Annotated in this window: 14 protein-coding genes and 1 pseudogene; 9 read left to right on the top strand and 6 right to left on the bottom strand. The window is 34.3% G+C overall.

All coding sequences use genetic code 11. The features are described 5' to 3' along the window. Nucleotides 1-19: 19 nt before the first annotated feature. The 8 genes from nusG to Q0800_RS08300 all read left to right on the top strand — a co-directional run bounded on the left by nusG (nucleotide 20) and on the right by Q0800_RS08300 (nucleotide 11,630). Entirely contained in the window at nucleotides 20-565 is a 546-nt protein-coding gene (nusG, locus tag Q0800_RS08335; protein ID WP_299128866.1) for a transcription termination/antitermination protein NusG, read from the top strand. A 68-nt stretch (nucleotides 566-633) separates the two neighbouring features. Beyond that, on the top strand, nucleotides 634-1,074 hold the full coding sequence (gene rplK, locus Q0800_RS08330; protein ID WP_076617134.1) for a 50S ribosomal protein L11: 441 nt from the start codon (nucleotides 634-636) through the stop codon (nucleotides 1,072-1,074). A 10-nt stretch (nucleotides 1,075-1,084) separates the two neighbouring features. Beyond that, nucleotides 1,085-1,774, top strand: coding sequence for a 50S ribosomal protein L1 (gene rplA, locus Q0800_RS08325; protein ID WP_299128865.1), 690 nt, complete (start codon nucleotides 1,085-1,087; stop codon nucleotides 1,772-1,774). Between the two features lie 19 nt (nucleotides 1,775-1,793). Further along, nucleotides 1,794-2,315: a 50S ribosomal protein L10 gene (gene rplJ, locus Q0800_RS08320; RefSeq protein WP_299128864.1), complete on the top strand. Its 522-nt coding sequence runs from the start codon at nucleotides 1,794-1,796 to the stop codon at nucleotides 2,313-2,315. A gap of 57 nt (nucleotides 2,316-2,372) precedes the next feature. Beyond that, nucleotides 2,373-2,750 carry a 50S ribosomal protein L7/L12 gene (gene rplL / locus Q0800_RS08315; protein WP_299128863.1) on the top strand — a complete coding sequence of 126 codons (378 nt, stop codon included), beginning with the start codon at nucleotides 2,373-2,375 and terminating at the stop codon, nucleotides 2,748-2,750. A gap of 123 nt (nucleotides 2,751-2,873) precedes the next feature. Then, nucleotides 2,874-6,686, top strand: a complete 3,813-nt coding sequence (rpoB, locus tag Q0800_RS08310; protein WP_299128862.1) for a DNA-directed RNA polymerase subunit beta — start codon at nucleotides 2,874-2,876, stop codon at nucleotides 6,684-6,686. A 101-nt stretch (nucleotides 6,687-6,787) separates the two neighbouring features. After that, nucleotides 6,788-11,089, top strand: a complete 4,302-nt coding sequence (gene rpoC / locus Q0800_RS08305; RefSeq protein ID WP_299128861.1) for a DNA-directed RNA polymerase subunit beta' — start codon at nucleotides 6,788-6,790, stop codon at nucleotides 11,087-11,089. Nucleotides 11,090-11,312: 223 nt separating this feature from the next. Beyond that, on the top strand, nucleotides 11,313-11,630 hold the full coding sequence (locus tag Q0800_RS08300) for a DUF3467 domain-containing protein (protein ID WP_299128860.1): 318 nt from the start codon (nucleotides 11,313-11,315) through the stop codon (nucleotides 11,628-11,630). Between the two features lie 347 nt (nucleotides 11,631-11,977). On the opposite strand, the gene Q0800_RS08295 is transcribed toward Q0800_RS08300, so the two are convergent. The 6 genes from Q0800_RS08295 to Q0800_RS08270 all read right to left on the bottom strand — a co-directional run bounded on the left by Q0800_RS08295 (nucleotide 11,978) and on the right by Q0800_RS08270 (nucleotide 17,105). Continuing rightward, nucleotides 11,978-12,208, bottom strand: a complete 231-nt coding sequence (locus Q0800_RS08295) for a (4Fe-4S)-binding protein (protein ID WP_299128859.1) — start codon at nucleotides 12,206-12,208, stop codon at nucleotides 11,978-11,980. Nucleotides 12,209-12,346: 138 nt separating this feature from the next. Continuing rightward, a complete protein-coding gene (locus tag Q0800_RS08290; protein WP_299128858.1) occupies nucleotides 12,347-13,936 on the bottom strand; it encodes a peptide chain release factor 3 in 1,590 nt (529 codons plus the stop codon). Nucleotides 13,937-13,964: 28 nt separating this feature from the next. Continuing rightward, the gene (locus Q0800_RS08285; protein ID WP_299128857.1) at nucleotides 13,965-15,455 is read right to left on the bottom strand and encodes an ATP-binding protein; all 1,491 of its coding nucleotides are present in this window, start codon (nucleotides 15,453-15,455) and stop codon (nucleotides 13,965-13,967) included. Continuing rightward, entirely contained in the window at nucleotides 15,452-15,943 is a 492-nt protein-coding gene (locus tag Q0800_RS08280) for a Rab family GTPase (RefSeq protein ID WP_299128856.1), read from the bottom strand. The genes Q0800_RS08285 and Q0800_RS08280 overlap by 4 nt, the downstream gene beginning before the upstream one ends. Beyond that, a complete protein-coding gene (locus tag Q0800_RS08275; protein WP_299128855.1) occupies nucleotides 15,940-16,746 on the bottom strand; it encodes a cell envelope biogenesis protein OmpA in 807 nt (268 codons plus the stop codon). The genes Q0800_RS08280 and Q0800_RS08275 overlap by 4 nt, the downstream gene beginning before the upstream one ends. A 5-nt stretch (nucleotides 16,747-16,751) precedes the next feature. After that, on the bottom strand, nucleotides 16,752-17,105 hold the full coding sequence (locus Q0800_RS08270) for a fructose 1,6-bisphosphatase (RefSeq protein WP_299128854.1): 354 nt from the start codon (nucleotides 17,103-17,105) through the stop codon (nucleotides 16,752-16,754). Between the two features lie 592 nt (nucleotides 17,106-17,697). On the opposite strand from Q0800_RS08270, the pseudogene Q0800_RS08265 reads away from it, so the two are divergent. Then, nucleotides 17,698-20,772 (top strand): annotated as a pseudogene (locus tag Q0800_RS08265) (hypothetical protein); the annotation flags it as partial.

The following is a 20,772-nucleotide window of genomic DNA, read 5'->3' as shown; positions in this document are numbered from 1 at the left end:
CAATAATACAAGTAGAAAGATGTCTGAAAAAAAATGGTATGTTGTTAGGGCTGTAAGTGGTCAAGAAAACAAAATTAAAACCTACATAGAGAATGAAATCTCAAGGCTAGGTCTAGACGATTTTGTAGACCAAGTACTAGTGCCAACTGAAAAAGTAATACAAATACGTAACGGAAAGAAAATAAACAAAGAAAAAGTCTATTTTCCTGGTTATATTATGATACAAGCTAACCTAAGTGGTGAGATACCTCATATTATTAAGTCAATAACAAATGTTATTGGTTTCTTAGGTGAAACTAAAGGCGGCGATCCAGTGCCATTAAGACAGTCTGAGGTTAATAGAATGTTAGGTAAGGTAGATGAGTTAACGATTGAAGCAGATGCTAATATTGCGATTCCATTTACTAAAGGAGAAACTGTAAAAGTTATCGATGGACCGTTTAATGGTTTTGATGGTACAATCGAAAAAATATTTGAAGAAAAACGCAAGCTAGAAGTAATGGTTAAGATTTTTGGAAGAAAAACACCATTAGAACTTAGCTATATGCAAGTAGAAAAGTTATAATAATTGTTACAATAAAGATATCGTGTTATCTAAGCTTCCAAATAGATAAGCGTACTAAATTTTAAAAAATGGCAAAAGAACTAGATAAAGTAGTTAAGTTACAAGTTCGGGGAGGTGCAGCGAATCCATCGCCACCGGTTGGACCCGCTTTAGGTGCCGCTGGAGTTAATATCATGGAGTTCTGTAAGCAATTTAATGCTAGAACTCAAGATAAACCAGGTAAAGTTTTACCTGTGGTAATTTCTGTTTACAAAGACAAATCGTTTGAATTTGTAATCAAAACTCCACCAGCAGCAGTACAATTATTAGAAGCGGCCAAAGTAAAGAAAGGATCAGGAGAACCAAACCGACGTAAAGTAGCAAAAGTAACTTGGGATCAAGTTAAAGCAATCGCAGAAGATAAAATGCAAGATTTAAACGCATTTGAAATTGGATCAGCTATGAAGATGGTAGCTGGTACTGCAAGATCGATGGGTATCACTGTTAAAGGAGGTGAAGCTCCAAACTAAATTTTTAGAAATGGCAAGATTAACAAAGAAGCAAAAAGAAGCAAGAGCAAAGATTGATAAGAACAAACTTTACTCGGTAGAAGAAGCTTCAGCTTTACTTAAAGAAATTACATACACAAAATTTGATGCTTCAGTAGATTTAGCAGTAAGGTTAGGTGTAGATCCACGTAAAGCCAATCAAATGGTACGTGGTGTTGTTTCTTTACCGCATGGTACAGGTAAAGACATGAAGGTTCTTGCATTAGTAACTCCAGACAAAGAAGCCGAAGCTAAAGCAGCTGGTGCGGATTACGTTGGGTTAGATGAGTACTTACAAAAAATTAAAGAAGGTTGGACAGACGTAGACGTTATCGTTACGATGCCAAGCGTAATGGGTAAGTTAGGACCATTAGGTAGAGTATTAGGGCCAAGAGGTCTTATGCCAAACCCTAAAACAGGAACAGTAACCATGGATGTAGCGAAAGCTGTATCTGAGGTAAAAGCTGGTAAAATAGATTTTAAAGTTGACAAAACAGGTATTGTACACGCACCAATAGGTAAAGCATCATTTAGTGCTGATAAATTGGTAGGTAATGCAAACGAGTTATTGACAACATTAATGAAGTTAAAGCCTACTTCGGCTAAAGGTACTTATGTAAAAAGCATTTTTATGTCTAGTACTATGAGTCCAAGTATAGCTATTGATACAAAAATAGGATAGTAGTTAAACTTAGAATATTATGACAAGAGAAGAAAAATCCCAAGTAATTGAAGAGTTGACTGCTCAATTAGCAGATAATACAAATATCTATTTAACAGATATCTCTGGATTAGATGCAGCAACAACTTCAAATTTAAGAAGAGCATGTTTTAAGTCTAACATTAAGTTAGCTGTTGTTAAGAATACCCTTTTAGAAAAAGCAATGGAAGCATCGGATAAAGATTTCGGTGAGCTACCAACAATTTTAAAAGGTAATACATCTGTAATGTATTCTGAAACAGGTAATGCGCCAGCAAAAGTAATTAAAGAGTTTCGTAAAAAATCTGAAAAACCTTTATTAAAAGGAGCTTTTATTGAAGAAGCGATTTATGTTGGGGACGAATTGTTAGATACACTTGTAGATATTAAGTCTAAAGAAGAACTTCTTGGAGAGATTATTACAATATTACAATCTCCTGCTAAGAATGTTATTTCAGCACTTAAGTCTGGTGGTGGAACAATTGCAGGTTTGGTAAAAACATTATCCGAAAGAGAAGGATAATCAACAAGTACACACAATAGAATTATAATAAAACACACACATTAAAACAATAGAAAAATGGCAGATTTAAAAGATTTCGCAGAACAATTAGTTAACTTAACAGTAAAAGAAGTTAACGAATTAGCAACTATATTAAAAGATGAGTATGGTATTGAGCCTGCTGCTGCAGCTGTAGCTGTTGCTGCTGGTGGAGGTGCTGGAGGTGGTGATGCCGCTGAAGAAAAGACCGAATTCGATGTTATACTTAAAGCAGCTGGTGGTTCTAAATTAGCAGTTGTGAAATTAGTTAAAGAATTAACTGGTTTAGGTTTAAAAGATGCTAAAGGTTTAGTAGATGATGCACCAAGTACAATTAAAGAAGGTGTTTCTAAAGACGAAGCAGAAGGCTTAAAATCTTCTTTAGAAGAAGCTGGAGCTGAGGTTGAGCTTAAGTAAGCTCAGCATAACCTACAACATATGGTTTAGGTCTGGAGTGTCCCTCTAAGACCTAAACCCTTTTGTGTATATAAGCGTTATATACAATATTTTAGTTTTTATTTAATAAAATCTCGTTCATCAATGTTAGCAAAAAAGGCTGAAAGAATTAATTTCTCTTCTATTGTAAATAGAACAGATTACCCAGACTTTTTGGATATTCAAATTAAATCCTTCCAGGATTTTTTCCAATTAGAAACAAAGTCAGAGGCAAGAGAGAATGAAGGGTTGTATAACACCTTCATGGAAAATTTCCCAATCACAGATACACGAAACCAATTCGTGTTAGAATTTTTAGATTACTTCATTGATCCACCTCGATATACGATCGAAGAATGTATAGAAAGAGGATTAACTTATAGTGTGCCATTAAAAGCAAGATTAAAGCTTTATTGTACAGATCCGGAACATGAAGATTTTGAAACCATTGTTCAAGATGTGTATTTAGGGACAATACCTTATATGACTCCTAGTGGAACATTCTGTATCAACGGTGCTGAGCGCGTCGTTGTTTCTCAATTACATAGATCACCAGGTGTATTCTTTAGCCAATCATTCCATGCTAATGGAACTAAATTATATTCGGCAAGAGTAATTCCTTTTAAAGGCTCTTGGATAGAATTTGCAACAGATATCAATAGCGTTATGTACGCTTACATTGTTAGAAAGAAAAAATTACCAGTTACTACGCTTTTCCGAGCTATCGGATTTGAACGAGATAAAGATATCTTAGAAATTTTTGACCTTGCAGAAGAGGTTAAAGTATCTAAGTCTGGATTAAAGAAAGTAATAGGTCGTAAACTTGCTGCTCGTGTACTTAATACATGGCACGAAGATTTTGTAGATGAAGATACAGGTGAGGTGGTCTCTATTGAGCGTAACGAGATTGTTTTAGATCGAGATACCATTGTAGATAAAGACAATATTGAAGAAATTCTTGAAGCAGGAGTTAAAACCATTCTACTGCACAAAGAAAGTGCACAACAAGGTGATTATGCCATTATTCATAATACATTACAGAAAGATCCAACAAACTCTGAAAAAGAAGCTGTTGAGCATATTTACCGTCAATTACGTAATGCTGAGCCGCCAGATGAGGAAACAGCACGTGGTATTATAGATAAATTATTCTTTTCTGACCAGCGTTACTCTTTAGGAGAGGTAGGTCGTTATAGAATGAACAAGAAGTTACAATTAGATATCGGTATGGATAAGCAAGTGCTTACCAAATTAGATATTATAACGATTATAAAATATTTAATTGAGTTAATTAACTCAAAGGCAGAGATTGATGATATAGATCATTTATCTAATCGTCGTGTGCGTACCGTAGGCGAACAACTATCAACACAATTTGGTGTTGGTTTAGCACGTATGGCTCGTACTATACGAGAGCGAATGAACGTTAGAGATAATGAAGTATTTACACCAATCGATTTAATTAATGCTAAGACCTTGTCTTCAGTAATTAATTCGTTCTTTGGTACAAATCAGTTATCTCAATTTATGGATCAAACCAATCCATTAGCAGAAATTACACACAAGCGTCGTTTATCTGCTTTAGGACCTGGTGGTTTATCTAGAGAGCGAGCAGGATTTGAGGTACGTGATGTGCATTATACGCATTACGGTCGTCTTTGTCCTATTGAAACTCCTGAAGGACCAAACATTGGTTTAATATCTTCACTATCAGTTTTTGCGAAGGTAAATTCAATGGGATTCATTGAAACACCATATAGAAAAGTTGAAGATGGTGTTGTAGATATTAAAAACGCACCAACCTATTTAAGCGCTGAGGAAGAAGAAGAAAAATTAATTGCTCAAGCAACGGTTAAAGTAAATGAAAAAGGAAAGATTGAGCATGATAAAGTAATTGCACGTCAAGAAGGTGATTTTCCAGTAATTGAGCCAACGAACGTAAATTATACAGACGTAGCTCCTAATCAGATTGCTTCTATTTCCGCATCATTAATACCATTTTTAGAGCACGATGATGCCAATCGTGCCTTAATGGGATCTAATATGATGCGTCAGGCTGTTCCATTATTACGTCCCGAGGCACCAATTGTAGGTACAGGTTTAGAGCGTCAAGTAGCATCAGATTCAAGAGTATTAATCAATGCTGAAGGTAATGGTATTGTTGAGTATGTAGATGCAGACAAAATTATTATTAAATACGAACGTACCGAGGAAGAAGCCATGGTAAGTTTTGATAGCGATACTAAAGAATATCCTTTAGTGAAGTTTAGAAAAACAAATCAGGGAACTTCAATTAACTTAAAGCCAATTGTTGAAAAAGGTGATAAAGTAAATAAAGGACAAGTACTTTGTGAAGGCTATGCTACCCAAAATGGAGAACTAGCACTTGGTAGAAATATGAAAGTAGCCTTTATGCCTTGGAAAGGGTATAACTTTGAGGATGCTATTGTAATTTCTGAAAAAGTAGTTAGAGATGATATCTTTACATCTATTCATATAGACGAGTATTCTTTAGAAGTTAGAGATACTAAATTAGGTAATGAAGAATTAACTAACGATATCCCTAATGTTTCAGAAGAAGCGACTAAAGATTTAGATGAAAATGGTATGATTCGCATTGGGGCAGAAATCAAACCAGGTGATATTTTAATTGGTAAGATAACACCAAAAGGTGAATCTGACCCAACACCAGAAGAGAAACTGCTTAGAGCAATTTTTGGTGATAAAGCAGGCGATGTTAAAGATGCCTCTTTAAAAGCGTCTCCATCATTAAATGGTGTTGTTATTAATAAGAAATTATTTGCAAGAGCCGTAAAAGATAAGCGCAAGAGAGCTCAAGACAAAGAAGATATAGAAAAATTAGAAGATGCTTACGATAAGCGTTTTGATGATTTACAAGCAGTTTTAGTAGACAAACTATTTGCTATTGTAAACGGAAAAACAGCTCAAGGTATCTATAACGATCTTGGTGAAGAGATTATTCCTAAAGGTAAAAAGTATACCTTAAAGATGTTAAACGCTGTAGATGACTATACGCACTTAACGTCAGGTAAATGGACTACCGATGATAATACAAATACTCTAGTAGCAGATTTAATTCATAACTATAAGATAAAGGAAAATGATCTTCAAGGATCATTAAGACGTGAAAAATTTACGATTTCTGTAGGTGATGAATTACCAGCAGGTATTATAAAACTTGCTAAAGTTTACATTGCTAAAAAGCGTAAACTAAAAGTAGGAGATAAGATGGCAGGTCGTCACGGTAATAAAGGTATCGTTGCGCGTATCGTTCGTCAAGAAGATATGCCGTTCTTAGAAGACGGAACTCCCGTGGATATTGTATTAAATCCATTAGGTGTACCTTCTCGTATGAATATCGGTCAGATCTATGAAACTGTATTAGGCTGGGCTGGTAAAGATTTAGGCAGAACGTATGCCACACCTATTTTTGATGGTGCTACTCTAGATCAAATTAATGGATTTACAGACGAAGCAGGTATCCCAAGATTTGGTCACACCTATTTATATGATGGAGGAACAGGTGATCGTTTTGATCAGCCAGCAACAGTTGGTGTTATCTATATGATTAAACTTGGTCACATGATTGACGATAAGATGCATGCGCGTTCTATTGGACCTTACTCATTAATTACGCAACAGCCATTAGGTGGTAAAGCACAATTTGGTGGTCAGCGTTTTGGTGAGATGGAGGTTTGGGCACTTGAAGCTTATGGAGCATCAAGTACATTGCGTGAGATCTTAACTGTAAAATCAGATGATGTTATTGGTAGAGCAAAAACTTACGAAGCAATCGTTAAGGGTGAGCCAATGCCAGAACCAGGACTACCAGAATCCTTCAACGTACTTATGCACGAATTGAAAGGTTTAGGATTAGATATTAGATTAGAAGAATAAAAATAGTTGATAGTAAGCAGTAAATAGTTGACAGTCTCAGAGCAAAACTGAAAGACCAAAACTAACAGCTAACAACTAACAACTAAAGACTATAATAAAACATGGCAAGAAGACAAGATAAGAATACAGTACAGAAGTTTAATAAAATTTCTATTGGTTTAGCATCACCCGAATCTGTTTTAGCAGCATCCCGTGGTGAAGTATTAAAGCCAGAAACTATTAATTATCGAACGCATAAACCAGAGCGAGATGGTTTGTTCTGTGAGCGTATTTTTGGTCCTGTAAAGGATTTTGAATGTGCTTGTGGTAAATATAAAAGAATACGCTACAAAGGTATTGTTTGTGACCGTTGTGGTGTAGAAGTAACAGAGAAGAAAGTACGTAGAGATCGTGTTGGGCATATCAACTTAGTGGTGCCTGTTGCACATATCTGGTACTTCCGTTCGTTACCAAATAAAATAGGTTACCTTCTTGGATTACCATCTAAGAAATTAGATATGATTATCTATTACGAACGTTATGTAGTTATCCAACCAGGTACTGCAGTAAACGCTGAGGGTGAGCCTGTGCAAAAAATGGATTTCTTAACGGAAGAAGAATATTTAAATATATTAGAAACACTTCCGCAAGAAAACCAATATCTAGAAGATACAGATCCAAATAAGTTTATTGCTAAAATGGGTGCAGAATGTCTTATTGAATTATTATCAAGAATTGATTTAGATCAATTATCTTATGATTTAAGACACAAAGCAAATAACGAAACCTCTAAGCAACGTAAAACTGAAGCGTTAAAACGTTTACAAGTAGTAGAAGCATTTAGAGAATCTAACGAAAATAGAGAGAACAGACCAGAGTGGATGATTATGAAGGCTGTTCCTGTAATTCCACCAGAGTTAAGACCCTTGGTGCCTTTAGATGGTGGTCGTTTTGCAACGTCAGATTTAAATGATTTATACCGTCGTGTAATCATCCGTAACAATCGTCTTAAAAGACTTGTAGAGATAAAAGCACCAGAGGTAATTTTACGTAATGAAAAACGTATGCTACAAGAGTCTGTAGATTCATTATTTGATAACACACGTAAGTCATCTGCCGTAAAAACAGACTCTAACAGACCATTAAAATCATTATCAGATTCACTTAAAGGTAAGCAAGGACGTTTCCGTCAAAACTTACTATGTAAGCGTGTTGATTACTCTGCACGTTCTGTTATTGTTGTTGGGCCAGAATTAAAGTTATTTGAATGTGGATTGCCAAAGAATATGGCAGCAGAGCTTTACAAGCCTTTTATTATTAGAAAATTAATAGAACGAGGCATTGTAAAAACTGTAAAATCTGCAAAGAAAATTATAGATAGAAAAGAGCCCGTTGTTTGGGATATCTTAGAGAATGTTCTTAAAGGACATCCAGTATTACTAAACCGTGCTCCTACATTACACAGGCTTGGTATACAGGCCTTTCAGCCAAAACTTATTGAAGGTAAGGCAATTCAGTTGCACCCATTAGTGTGTACTGCATTTAATGCCGATTTTGATGGTGATCAAATGGCTGTGCATTTACCATTAGGGCCAGAGGCTATTTTAGAAGCACAACTATTAATGTTAGCGTCTCATAATATATTAAACCCAGCAAATGGGTCGCCAGTAACAGTTCCGTCTCAGGATATGGTACTTGGTCTTTATTATATGACTAAGCACCGTAAAACCGATAAGGACTTTACAGTAAAAGGTGAAGGTCTAACATTCTATTCTCCAGATGAAGTTACTATTGCTTACAACGAGAAAAAAGTAGACTTAAATGCTGGTATTAAAGTAAGAACTAAAGATTTTAATGAAGACGGAGAGTTAACAACTCAAATTATAGAAACTACAGTAGGACGTGTACTATTTAACGAAAAAGTACCAGAAGCTGCGGGTTATATAAATGAGGTACTGACTAAGAAATCTTTAAGAGATATTATTCATGGTATTCTTAAGAAAACAAGTGTGCCAGAAACCGCTGCATTCCTTGATGAGATTAAAACATTAGGGTATAAGTTTGCATTCCAAGGAGGATTATCATTTAGTTTAGGTGATATTATTATTCCACAAGAAAAGCATGCAATGATCGATGCTGCTAATAAGCAAGTAGACGGTATTATGGGTAACTATAATATGGGTCTTATTACCAATAACGAGCGATATAATCAAGTTATTGATATCTGGACATCTACAAATGCTGAATTAACAGAATTATCAATGAAGCGTATCCGTGAAGACCAACAAGGATTTAACTCAGTATTTATGATGTTAGACTCTGGAGCTCGTGGATCTAAAGAACAGATTCGTCAGTTAACAGGTATGCGTGGATTAATGGCAAAGCCTAAAAAATCCACTTCAGGTGGAGGTTCAATTATTGAAAATCCAATTCTTTCAAACTTTAAAGAAGGTCTTTCAATTTTAGAATACTTTATCTCTACGCACGGTGCACGTAAAGGACTTGCCGATACGGCTCTTAAAACGGCTGATGCGGGTTATCTAACACGTCGTTTAGTAGATGTATCTCAAGATGTCATTGTATATCAAGAAGATTGTGGTACGTTAAGAGGTATTGAAGTTTCAGCACTTAAGAAGAATGAAGAAGTAGTAGAAAACCTCGAAGCAAGAATTGTAGGTAGAACATCATTAAACGATGTGTACGATCCACATACTGAAGAACTAATTATTGAAGCCGGTGGTCACATAAACGATGCTATAGCTAAGCAAATTGGTGACTCAGCAATTGAATCTATAGAAGTACGTTCGCCATTAACATGTGAGGCTAAAAAAGGTATTTGCGTTAAATGCTACGGCCGTAATCTTGCAACAGGTAAAATGGTGCAACGTGGTGAAGCTGTGGGTGTAGTTGCCGCACAGTCAATCGGTGAGCCAGGTACACAGTTAACATTACGTACATTCCACGTAGGTGGTATTGCAGGTAACATTTCTGAAGAAAATAAATTAACAGTTAAGTTTGATGGTGTTGCTGAGATTGAAGACCTTAAAACAGTTAAATCTAAAGATAATGATGGTAATGTTGTAGATGTTGTAATCTCAAGAACTTCTGAATTAAAACTAGTGGACGCTAAAACAGGTATTGTTTTAAGTACAAATAATATTCCTTACGGTTCTCACATCTTTGTGAAACCAGGAGCAAAAGTGAAAAAAGGTGATGTTATTTGCCAATGGGATCCATACAATGGTGTTATTATTTCAGAATTTGCTGGTAAAGTAAAGTATGAAAATATTGAGCAAGGTGTCACTTACCAAGTTGAAATTGATGAGCAAACAGGTTTCCAAGAAAAAGTAATTTCAGAATCTAGAAACAAGAAATTAATACCAACATTATTGATTGAAGATTCTAAAGGAGAAACTATACGTTCTTATAATTTACCTGTAGGCGCTCACATTATGATTGATGATGGAGAGAAAATTGAAATCGGTAAGATTTTAGTTAAGATCCCTCGTAAGTCAGCTAAGGCAGGTGATATTACTGGTGGTCTTCCGCGTGTAACGGAATTATTTGAAGCCCGTAACCCGTCTAACCCAGCAGTAGTAAGTGAGATTGATGGTGTGGTTTCGTTTGGTAAGATTAAGCGTGGTAATAGAGAGATTATCATTGAGTCTAAATTAGGTGAGATTAAGAAATACTTAGTAAAATTATCTAGTCAAATTCTTGTACAAGAAAATGATTATGTTAAAGCTGGTATGCCATTATCAGATGGGTCAATTACACCAAATGATATTTTAAATATTAAAGGCCCTTCTGCCGTACAGCAATACTTAGTTAACGAGGTACAAGAAGTCTATCGATTACAAGGTGTAAAAATTAATGATAAGCACTTTGAGGTAGTTGTAAGACAGATGATGCGTAAAGTTAGAATCATAGATTCTGGTGATACCATCTTCTTAGAAAACCAGTTGGTTCATAAATCAGATTTTATCGAAGAAAACGACAAAATGTTTGGAATGAAAGTGGTTGAAGACGCTGGTGATTCTGAGAATTTAAAATCTGGTCAAATCGTATCGGTTAGACAATTAAGAGATGAGAACTCAATTTTAAGAAGAGAGGATAAGAACCTTGTTACGGCAAGAGACGTGAGTCCTGCTACTGCAACACCTATATTACAAGGTATTACTAGAGCTTCATTACAAACAAAATCATTTATTTCGGCAGCATCGTTCCAAGAAACAACTAAAGTCCTTAACGAAGCAGCAGTAAATGGTAAAGTAGATACTTTAGAGGGTCTTAAAGAAAATGTAATCGTAGGACACAGAATACCTGCAGGTACAGGTGTTAGAGAGTATGAGCATATTATCGTTGGCTCTAAAGAAGAGTTTAATGAAATGATGAAAGCTAAAGAGGAGATGAACTTCAATTAAATGAGACTCAGATTTCACAAGCTGGCATACTGAGCGTAGTCGAAGTGCAAGGCGAAGTAAAATCAGCTGTCGAATTTATCCCGAACTCGATTCTCGATCTCATCAATTTGAGAAGTATATAGAATAGAAATAAAAGCCTTCAATCTAAAACAGTTTGAAGGCTTTTTTAATAAAACGAAAATAATCAGACTTCCATTTTAATGGAGGCTAAAATAATTTTATAATGGCAGACGAAAAAAACAATCCAAAAAAGGGTCAAATAAATATAGAATTAGATGAAAAAGTTGCAGAAGGTATCTACTCTAATTTAGCTATAATCAATCACTCGGTATCTGAGTTTGTTGTAGATTTTGTGACTATAATGCCTGGAACACCAAAAAGCAAGGTAAAATCTAGAATTATACTAACACCACAACACGCTAAGCGCTTGCTGAAGGCGCTAGGAGATAATGTAAATCGTTTTGAAAAAGCCCATGGTGAAATCAAAGATTACGAGCAACCACCAATTCCATTGAATTTTGGACCAACAGGTCAAGCATAAATTTAGTGAGTGAGGTTTTCAAAGTAAAAAAATGGAAATGTTATAACAAACTTATGTTGATGCTATTTTCGACTTCAGCTTCAGTTTCAATTTCCTCTAGAATCATTATAATCAATCTATAGAAAAAATAGATTATATCTAATTTTTCCATTTATAAAATAAATAGAAAATTGTTTGATTTAATTTAATATAAGAGCTTTACTTTTTTTGGCTTAGTGATTACTAATTAATTTCAAGATTGTGCATTTAAGATGCTTAAAATCATTTTTTTGGATTAATAGACGAAAATAAAAAATCCTAGTAGACTTATACTACTAGGATCTTTCATGGATTAAAAATCAATGAGGTTAAGCAACATCTTTTTGATTAAGATGATATTTTAAAGCACCTGACGGACATTTATTTATTTGTTTTATAATAACTTCTGTTTGGGCACCGTCTAAATCAATCCAAGGAATTACAGAATTCCTAAACACTTCTGAAAGTTGTGCAATACAAATCCTTGCATTTTTGCAATAACTTGGTTCGTAGGTAACAGTAATTGCATCATTACTGAAAACATTAGGGCTTGTCTCCATAATAAGTAGTTTAGTTTGGGTTTAATCTAAAATATGAATTCAGATTTACATGATAAATATAAATAATATATCGATAAAAGTCAAATAACTTCGATAAAATGCATTTTTACAGAATGGTTTAGTCAAACATTCAATATATTATTTATACTCTGAAGTCATGTGAAACTTAATACTAGGATACTTCTGTTGTGTCATTTGTAAAGAAAACATAGAATCTGCAAGAAAAACGAGCTGATCTTGTTTATCCTTTGCAAGATAACGCTGTTTTACTCTAAGAAACTCTTTAAATTCTTCACTCTTTTCGTTTTCGGTTTCTACCCAGCATGCTTTATGAACATTAAGGTTTTCATACGTGCATTTTGCTCCATATTCATGTTCTAATCGGTATTGTATAACTTCATACTGCAGTGCACCAACGGTACCAATAACTTTACGTCCGTTAAGATCTAAAGTGAATAATTGCGCAACACCTTCATCCATAAGCTGATCTATTCCTTTATAAAGTTGCTTAGCCTTCATAGGGTCTGCATTGTTGATATATCTAAAATGCTCAGGTGAAAAACTTGGAATCCCTTTGTAGTTAATTATTTCACCTTCTGTTAAGGTATCACCAATTTTAAAATTACCTGTATCTTGTAAACCTACTATGTCGCCAGGATAGGAGATGTCTACAATTTCTTTCTTTTCAGCAAAAAAGGCATTAGGACTAGAAAACTTTAGTTTTTTGTTGTGTCTTACATGTAAATAGGGTGTATTTCTCTTAAATTCACCAGATACGATCTTAACAAATGCTAAGCGATTTCTGTGATTAGGATCCATGTTGGCATGTATTTTAAAGACAAAACCAGTGAATTTATTTTCCTCTGGTTTAACTAATCGTTCTTCGCTGTGTTTTGGTCTTGGTTTAGGGGCAATTTCTATAAAACAATCTAACAGTTCTCTTACACCAAAATTATTTAATGCAGAGCCAAAAAATACAGGTTGTAAATCGCCATTTAGATAAGACTCTTTTTCAAACTTCGGATAAATACCGTCCACTAATTCTATCTCATCTCTTAAGGTTTGTGCAGAGCTTTCTCCAACTAAAATGTTGAGTTCTGGTGCATTTAAATCAGTAATTTCTACAGTGTCATTAATATGTTGTTTACTTTCTCCTTTAAAAAGATTTACGTTCTTCTCCCAAATATTATAGATACCCTTAAAATCATAGCCCATGCCTATAGGAAAACTTAAAGGAGTAACTTTGAGCCCTAATTTTTGTTCAACTTCATCTAATAGATCAAAAGCATCTTTTCCCTCACGATCTAACTTATTAATAAAAACAATCATAGGGATATTACGCATTCTACAAACTTCTACTAATTTCTCAGTTTGCTCCTCAACACCCTTTGCTACGTCTATCACTACAATTACGCTGTCTACAGCGGTAAGTGTTCTAAAGGTGTCTTCTGCAAAATCTTTATGGCCAGGTGTATCTAGGATATTAATTTTTATGCCATTGTATTCAAACGCTAAGACGGAAGTGGCAACAGAAATACCACGTTGACGTTCTATCTCCATAAAATCACTGGTAGCTCCTTTTTTTATTTTATTACTCTTTACTGCTCCTGCCTCTTGTATTGCACCACCAAATAGTAATAATTTTTCTGTAAGGGTAGTTTTTCCTGCATCTGGGTGGGAAATAATGCCAAAGGTTCTTCGTCTTTGTATTTCTTCTGTAAAACTCATAAGTAATTAATAAAGGGCGTAAAAATAGTTATTTTATGCACATTTCTATGCTGTCAATAAGTGTTTGTGGATCAAACGGCTTTTGCAAAACATAATTTATATAAGGTGAATACTGTTTTAATACACTCTCCTTAATTTTAAGGCTTGTTAGTAAAAGAATATTTGTAGTTTTATCCTTATTAAGGACTTTACTTAGCTCTAAGCCATTAATGGTATCAAGCTTATAATTTATGAGTATTAAATCATAATGTTTCTTGGAATAAGATTTTTCTGCCTCTTTTGCATTGGATACAATATCTACAAAAAATGCCTTTGTGTTCGCCAAAATTTTTAGAATATTTAATTGGCTTATGGTATTATTATCAATGAGTAGTATTTCCGTTTTTTTAGTGTTTTCTGTTGTTTTGTGTATAATTTTAGCCTTATTCGGTGATTTTAGAGGTGTGGTGGTTCGGAGGGTAAATGTAAATTCTGAGCCAACACCTAACTCACTTTTAAATTCTATTTCCCCATTTAAGAGTTTAGCAAGATCTTTTGCTATTGCTAAGCCAAGACCATTACCTTGTATATTTGAATTTGTTTTTATTCTGGTAAATCGATCAAAAATACTGTCTTGGTGCTGCGTATCAATTCCAATACCAGTATCTATTATTTTAATCGTAAATGTGAGTTTACGAGCCCTTTTGTAGACGGGCTCTGTTTTAATTATTATTTCACCCGAGTTGGTATATTTTATAGCATTATCTAAAAGATTGTTTATTATCTGACCAATCCTTAATTTATCACTTACTATATAGTCTGGCATACTATCTACATAGTAAGAGTTAATTGCCAAATGTTTTAATTTAGATTTTTTTTCATAGCTTTTTACAATGTCTTTCATCAGTTTTTTTAAACTAAATCGCTTTTGTATTATTTCTAAATTACCAGTTTCAATTTTTGCAATATCAAAAGTATCATTTATCATATTTTTAATCATATCTGCCGATGTAGCAATGATAGAACTGTAACTTTTCTGTTCTGATGTTAGTTTTGTTTTTGTTAAAGCATCAGAAAATGTTAATATACTTAATACGGGTGATACTAATTGATGATTGAAATTTTCTAGAAATTTGTTTTTAAACTCGCGGATTTCATTAAGTTCATTGTTTTTTAGATATATTAGCTCTGAGGTTATTGCTGTTTCATTACGAGATTGTGCAAGGCTTTGAAAAGAATTGTAGTGTATTGAAAAATCCGTTACAATAATTACAAAACCTGTCTCACTTTTTTTTAATAGTATATCGCAAATAAGCTCTGTTTTATTAATCTTTAGATGTACGCACGAAATGTTTTGATCGTCTATATGTTCTCTATCTATTAAGCCAATAAAAATGGGATGTAATTCTTCGATATTGCAACCTGTTTCACACTTAAACAGAATATCATCACTGTCTAAGATCTCCCCATTTACATCAACAAGTATAAATTGAGTATTTTTTTTAATATATGATGCTCTTAATGAAGACAATGTACTCATAGTACCAAATTTGTTGCTAAATCATTAAATAACCGTTCAATATTTTCACCTGTTTTTGCACTGGTTAGGTAATCTGTATGTTCTAAAATTGTTTTATAGTCTATAGAGGTGGTATCTACAGTATCAATTAAATCTAACTTATTACCAACAACCTTACATATTGTTTTAGGGTATTTTTGCTTAAGGCTTTCAATTTGCTTTAATAATTGATTATAGGTGTTTGGTCTGCACAGATCATAAGCGAAAATGAAAGCATGAGAACCTAATAGGTAGGCAGATCTAATTAATTCAAGATCATTAGTGCCTTCAATATCCCATAAAATTAAGGAGATATCTTTATGTTTAATATGTAACTCTTTTTTTAAAATATGTACACCAATTGTAACTTGGTAATTAGTAGAAAATTCATTGGTCACAAATTGCCTTATTATAGAGGTTTTACCAACTCCATAATGTCCTAATAATACTATTTTTTTTGATACTTTCAAGTGTTGAATATTTTATCTAAGCCTTTGGATATTTCACTATTAGAAGATGAGTCGCGGTAATATTTTTTTGAGAATGAAAAAAGTTGTCTTTCTAAAATTTCTTTATAATTAGTGTCTAAAACACCATACAAAACCACGGCTACATAATAGGTTCCGAAATTTTGAATGTAAATTTTATCAGAGCCATATTCAATGACTTCTAATTGATCTGTACCGTTTTTTAAAGCATCCTCTGCAAAGGCTTTAATGGCAGTTAGCATTGCAGACAAGCTCTCTTTGTCTATGGTTTTAGATTTAGAGAAACTGCCTTTAAGGATGCCAGAGAATTTTTCAATTACAAAAATTTCTTGAATTTTAGTTTCAGACAAACTAGTAATAATTATGTCTTCCTCTTTTACGCCAATAACAAAGGCTTTTAACTTGCGTGTTATACCTTTAATAGATAAGCGTCGACTAACTTGTTGGTTTATTTTTTCAGAAAGCTTTAAAAATTCTTGTTGTATGTAACGTTTTATAAGTTTACCAATTATCGGATATAAAACATCGATAATGCTGTCTTTGGAATTTTCAATTTCTGTTTTAAGTGTTTTGGTAATGGTAGGCCCCAGAGTGGAAGGCATTTCTTTGGTGTACGCATTTAAATGCTTACTTATAATCGGAGCTACTTTTTTTTCTAGTTGTTTCTCGTTATCAATAATGTACAGTAGCGCTTCAAGTTCTTTTTTTAACGCATTAATATCATCACGTTCTTTTTGAAGAAGAAGGCGTTGTAGTTCCTCTATTTTATAATCTTGAGATTGCAAAAGAACTATGAGTTTAGCGCAGTACCTAACTTAATAAATAAGTCGCTTAAGGTTGCTTTACTTACCTTTTTAGCCTCCAGCTCGTCTATATTATTATTCAGTTGGTCTTGTAATTCTGTGATTCTTATATTTAGATCTGTAGATAAATTGTCAATAGCACTATCAATTTCTTTTTGAGTATCTGCTATTAAATCTAAAATTTCTTGTCTTTGGTTTAGGATATCTTTCTTTACAGATTCAAACTCATGGTTATAAGTTTTAATATTTTCTCCAAACAAGATTTCCTTAATAGCCTCAAATTTAGAGGACTCATCGTCTTTAGTAACTGGCTTTTGGGCTCCGTTAATTTTTGTTTTCATATATTTAAGGGGAATTAATTACATGCAAGATAAAAAACAAAGTTGAATACGATACTTTTTTAAATAGAATTTAAGATCTTAGACTATAGCCATAGATTTTTTGCAAAAATGAGCTAAAAAGAAGAATATCGTCACAAAAAATACACTTAAACGAATAAATATACTTTTCAACGATAAAATGATTTACCAAATAATTATTAAAATTTAAGAATAGAGTGAAATGCTACTTTTGATTTTGAATTTGCTAATCAACTCAATTAAAAAATATTACACTGTTTTTATTATTAATGTCAGGTTCTTAAAAAACATTAAAGCTTATAGCAGACATGGTCATTGTCTTTTTAGGGTGAAGTTTTAATAGGTAAAAGGGATTTTTAGAACCTTTCATTAATAATATAGTTTAGGTGTAATTCTAATTGATTCTATGCAATCGTAGTGATGGTGCATTTAATCAAATAAGGGGTCTTAAGAATCTTTTAGATAAACCTACAGGTTTGTTCTGTTTATCAGTATTATTAAATGTTGCCACCAATAAACAACAATAGTTAATGCATTTAGTGCATTCAAAAACTAAATTTAATATACTGTATTTATGGGAAAAACAACCATTCCTTCTGTATTAAAAAATGATTATTTTTTAAGATTAACAACTTTTACAAGTGTTAGTAAACGCTTATTAATGTTGTTTTTTATGCTTTCAATAGCTATTGTGAGTTATGGACAAGCAGTTGATCCTTGTGATCCAGTAGCATCAGGTAATATTGACACAGACAGTGACGGAGTTAGTGATGTTTGTGATTTAGACGATGATAATGATGGTATTTTAGATGCTGATGAACGCGATCCATTCGATTGTACACAAGCGCCAGCTCCTGCATTTGGATCGGCACAAGGTCCAAATAATTTCCAAGGGTCTAATGTGTTTAATCCACAAGTCGGTGACGCTTTTTTATATACAGGTGTTTATAATGGGGTGGATGCTATCATAACAATTGTTTTTTCAAACGATAATTCTATTCAAGTTTTAGATGAAGATGGTTTTGGTGAGGATGAAAATTTTCAGCCACAGATTGATCATGCCAGCCCAAATAGTTTTACAGAATTTAGAATCGACTTTATAGTTGCCGGAACTGCCAATACAACACAAACGCCAGCTCCTCTAGAGGATTATATTCTTACAACCATAGATAATGATGTTAATGAGTTTGTAGTTTACGGTGATGGGTTAGACTCAGATGTTGTTGTTGATAATCCTACAAATGAATTACTGTATTCGGGTACAGCTATATCAGCAGGATTTAGCGTAGGTTATCAATCTGATGGTTCGGTTTTTGGAGGTATTGATATAGGTCAAACACAGTATCACGTATCCGGAATATTTAGAAGTGTAACCTCTGTTAGTTTTAGATTTGGATCACTTGGCTCAGATCTTTCTAATCATTCTATGTCTTTGTTGCCATGCTTACCTTTAGATACATGGAATATACCACCAGTTTTATTTGCTAACAGAGATACCGATGGTGACAACATTCCAGATCATTTAGATGTTGATACAGACAACGATGGCTGTCCAGACGCATTAGAAGGTGGAGACAATATTTTAGCAACTAATGTATTGGCAAACGGTCAATTAGATGGTACTGTAGATGCAACTACAGGTATCCCAAATAATGTTGATGCTAATAATGGGCAGACAATTGGTGGCTCAGCAGATGATGCACTTTCAGATTCTAATGGACAATGTGATTCTGATAATGATGGTGTTGTTGATGCAAATGATATATGCCCAGGTTCAGACGATAATGCCAATGCCGATGGAGATTTAGTTCCAGATGGTTGTGATGATGACGATGATAACGATGGTATATTAGATATAAATGAAGGCGTTGTAACAACAGCTGGAACACCACCAGCATGTGGTTCTAATACAGTATTGAATTTTAATAATGCATTTACCGAAGAACCAGGAGGAGACGGAAATGTAGCCACTTTTTTGCAAGGCGAAACATTCAGATTTCCTAACGTTTCTCCAGGTATTGATGCACTTGTAACAATAGTAGAGTTAAATGGAACTTCATTACCTGTTTTAGATGATAATGGATCTAACCCTAACTCTTTTCAACCTCAATCTGCTTTTAATTTGGCAAATGTAGGTGACCAAGCTTATACGGAGTTTAGGTTTAATTTTGTAACAACGGGAGGATTAGCAGGTGTTAATGACGTCATTATACCTCAGTTCTTTGTTAATTTTAATGATGTTGATGGTAATAGTACTTTTGGCGAGCAGAATTGGTCGCAGCTACCAGTTGGTTATTTTGTTGATAACCCAACAGAAATAACAATACAAACCGTTGATGATTTTGTGGTAGGAACAGCAGGAAATATTGAATATCCTAACGTTACAAATAACTTTCCACAAGTTAATTATGCAACGGAACACGCAAATAAATCATCTTATGTCATTCGTTTGGGAGTTATTGCCCGAGAAGCAGGAGCTTCTTCTTCAGGTAGACAACATAATATTGAGTTTGATTGTGCTACAAATTTCGACAACCCTTCAAGCACAACGACAAGAGATACAGATGGAGATGGTCTAGCGGATCACTTAGATAATGACAGTGATAACGATGGTTGTCCAGATGCTATTGAAGGATCCGGTCCTTTTGTGGCTTCAAACGTTGATGGAAATGGCAGGCTCATTAGTGGTATAGGAACTGATGGAGTGCCATCAATAGCAAATAGTCCACAAGGAACAACAGTAGCAGTAACAGCAAGCGATGTTATATCGACAGTAGTAATTACACCAGATCCAGCTGAAGTTTGTGTAGATACCGATATTACATTAACGGCAACAGCAACAGGAATAAGGGTTACAGATTTTGGAGAAACTGGTGCAACAACTGATGATACAACAACGCCACTAGTGGCTTCAGATTTTATTTACAGATGGTATAAAAACACAACGCCAGCAACGACTTTATCAACGGCAAATACTTTAACCATTACGGGAGCTGAAGCGGCAGATGCAGGTGATTATACTGTTGAAGTAACCACAGCTAATAATTCTTGCCCAGAAGAAGATAGTATTACGTTAGTAGTAAATGCGTTACCCACTGCAAATGCAGGAGCAGATGCAACTATAGATTGTACAAATACAAGTGCAACTTTAGGAAGCGCAGCACAAGCAGGCTTTACATACGCATGGACACCAACAACAGGTTTAGATGATGCAACGGCAGCTCAGCCAGTAGCAACACCAACAGTCACCACCACATACACTTTAGTAGTTACAGAAACAGCTACAGGCTGTGAAAGTACAGGAGATGATGTAGTTGTGACTGTAGATAATGATTTACCCACTGCAAATGCAGGAGCAGATGCAACTATAGATTGTACAAATACAAGTGCAACTTTAGGAAGCGCAGCACAAGCAGGCTTTACATATGCATGGACACCGACAACAGGTTTGGATGATGCAACGGCAGCTCAGCCAGTAGCAACACCAGCAGTCACCATCACATACACTTTGATCGTTACAGAAACAGCTACAGGTTGTGAAAGTACAGGGGATGATGTAGTTGTGACTGTAGATAATGATTTACCCACTGCAAATGCAGGAGCAGATGCAACTATAGATTGTACAAATACAAGTGCAACTTTAGGAAGC

It is taken from the genome of uncultured Winogradskyella sp. (assembly GCF_937958655.1).
Lineage (GTDB): Bacteria > Bacteroidota > Bacteroidia > Flavobacteriales > Flavobacteriaceae > Winogradskyella.
Note: the sequence above shows the minus strand (reverse complement) of the source record. Positions and strands in the feature narration are given on the sequence as shown.

What these genes read in the sequence shown, in the direction of transcription:
- rpoC (WP_299128861.1), top strand. Translation starts at nt 6,788, where the DNA reads ATGGCAAGAAGACAAGATAAGAATACAGTACAGAAGTTTAATAAAATT.
- rplL (WP_299128863.1), top strand. Translation starts at nt 2,373, where the DNA reads ATGGCAGATTTAAAAGATTTCGCAGAACAATTAGTTAACTTAACAGTA.
- Q0800_RS08285 (WP_299128857.1), bottom strand. Translation starts at nt 15,455, where the DNA reads ATGAGTACATTGTCTTCATTAAGAGCATCATATATTAAAAAAAATACT.
- Q0800_RS08290 (WP_299128858.1), bottom strand. Translation starts at nt 13,936, where the DNA reads ATGAGTTTTACAGAAGAAATACAAAGACGAAGAACCTTTGGCATTATT.
- rpoB (WP_299128862.1), top strand. Translation starts at nt 2,874, where the DNA reads ATGTTAGCAAAAAAGGCTGAAAGAATTAATTTCTCTTCTATTGTAAAT.
- Q0800_RS08295 (WP_299128859.1), bottom strand. Translation starts at nt 12,208, where the DNA reads ATGGAGACAAGCCCTAATGTTTTCAGTAATGATGCAATTACTGTTACC.
- nusG (WP_299128866.1), top strand. Translation starts at nt 20, where the DNA reads ATGTCTGAAAAAAAATGGTATGTTGTTAGGGCTGTAAGTGGTCAAGAA.
- rplK (WP_076617134.1), top strand. Translation starts at nt 634, where the DNA reads ATGGCAAAAGAACTAGATAAAGTAGTTAAGTTACAAGTTCGGGGAGGT.
- Q0800_RS08270 (WP_299128854.1), bottom strand. Translation starts at nt 17,105, where the DNA reads ATGAAAACAAAAATTAACGGAGCCCAAAAGCCAGTTACTAAAGACGAT.
- Q0800_RS08300 (WP_299128860.1), top strand. Translation starts at nt 11,313, where the DNA reads ATGGCAGACGAAAAAAACAATCCAAAAAAGGGTCAAATAAATATAGAA.
- rplA (WP_299128865.1), top strand. Translation starts at nt 1,085, where the DNA reads ATGGCAAGATTAACAAAGAAGCAAAAAGAAGCAAGAGCAAAGATTGAT.
- rplJ (WP_299128864.1), top strand. Translation starts at nt 1,794, where the DNA reads ATGACAAGAGAAGAAAAATCCCAAGTAATTGAAGAGTTGACTGCTCAA.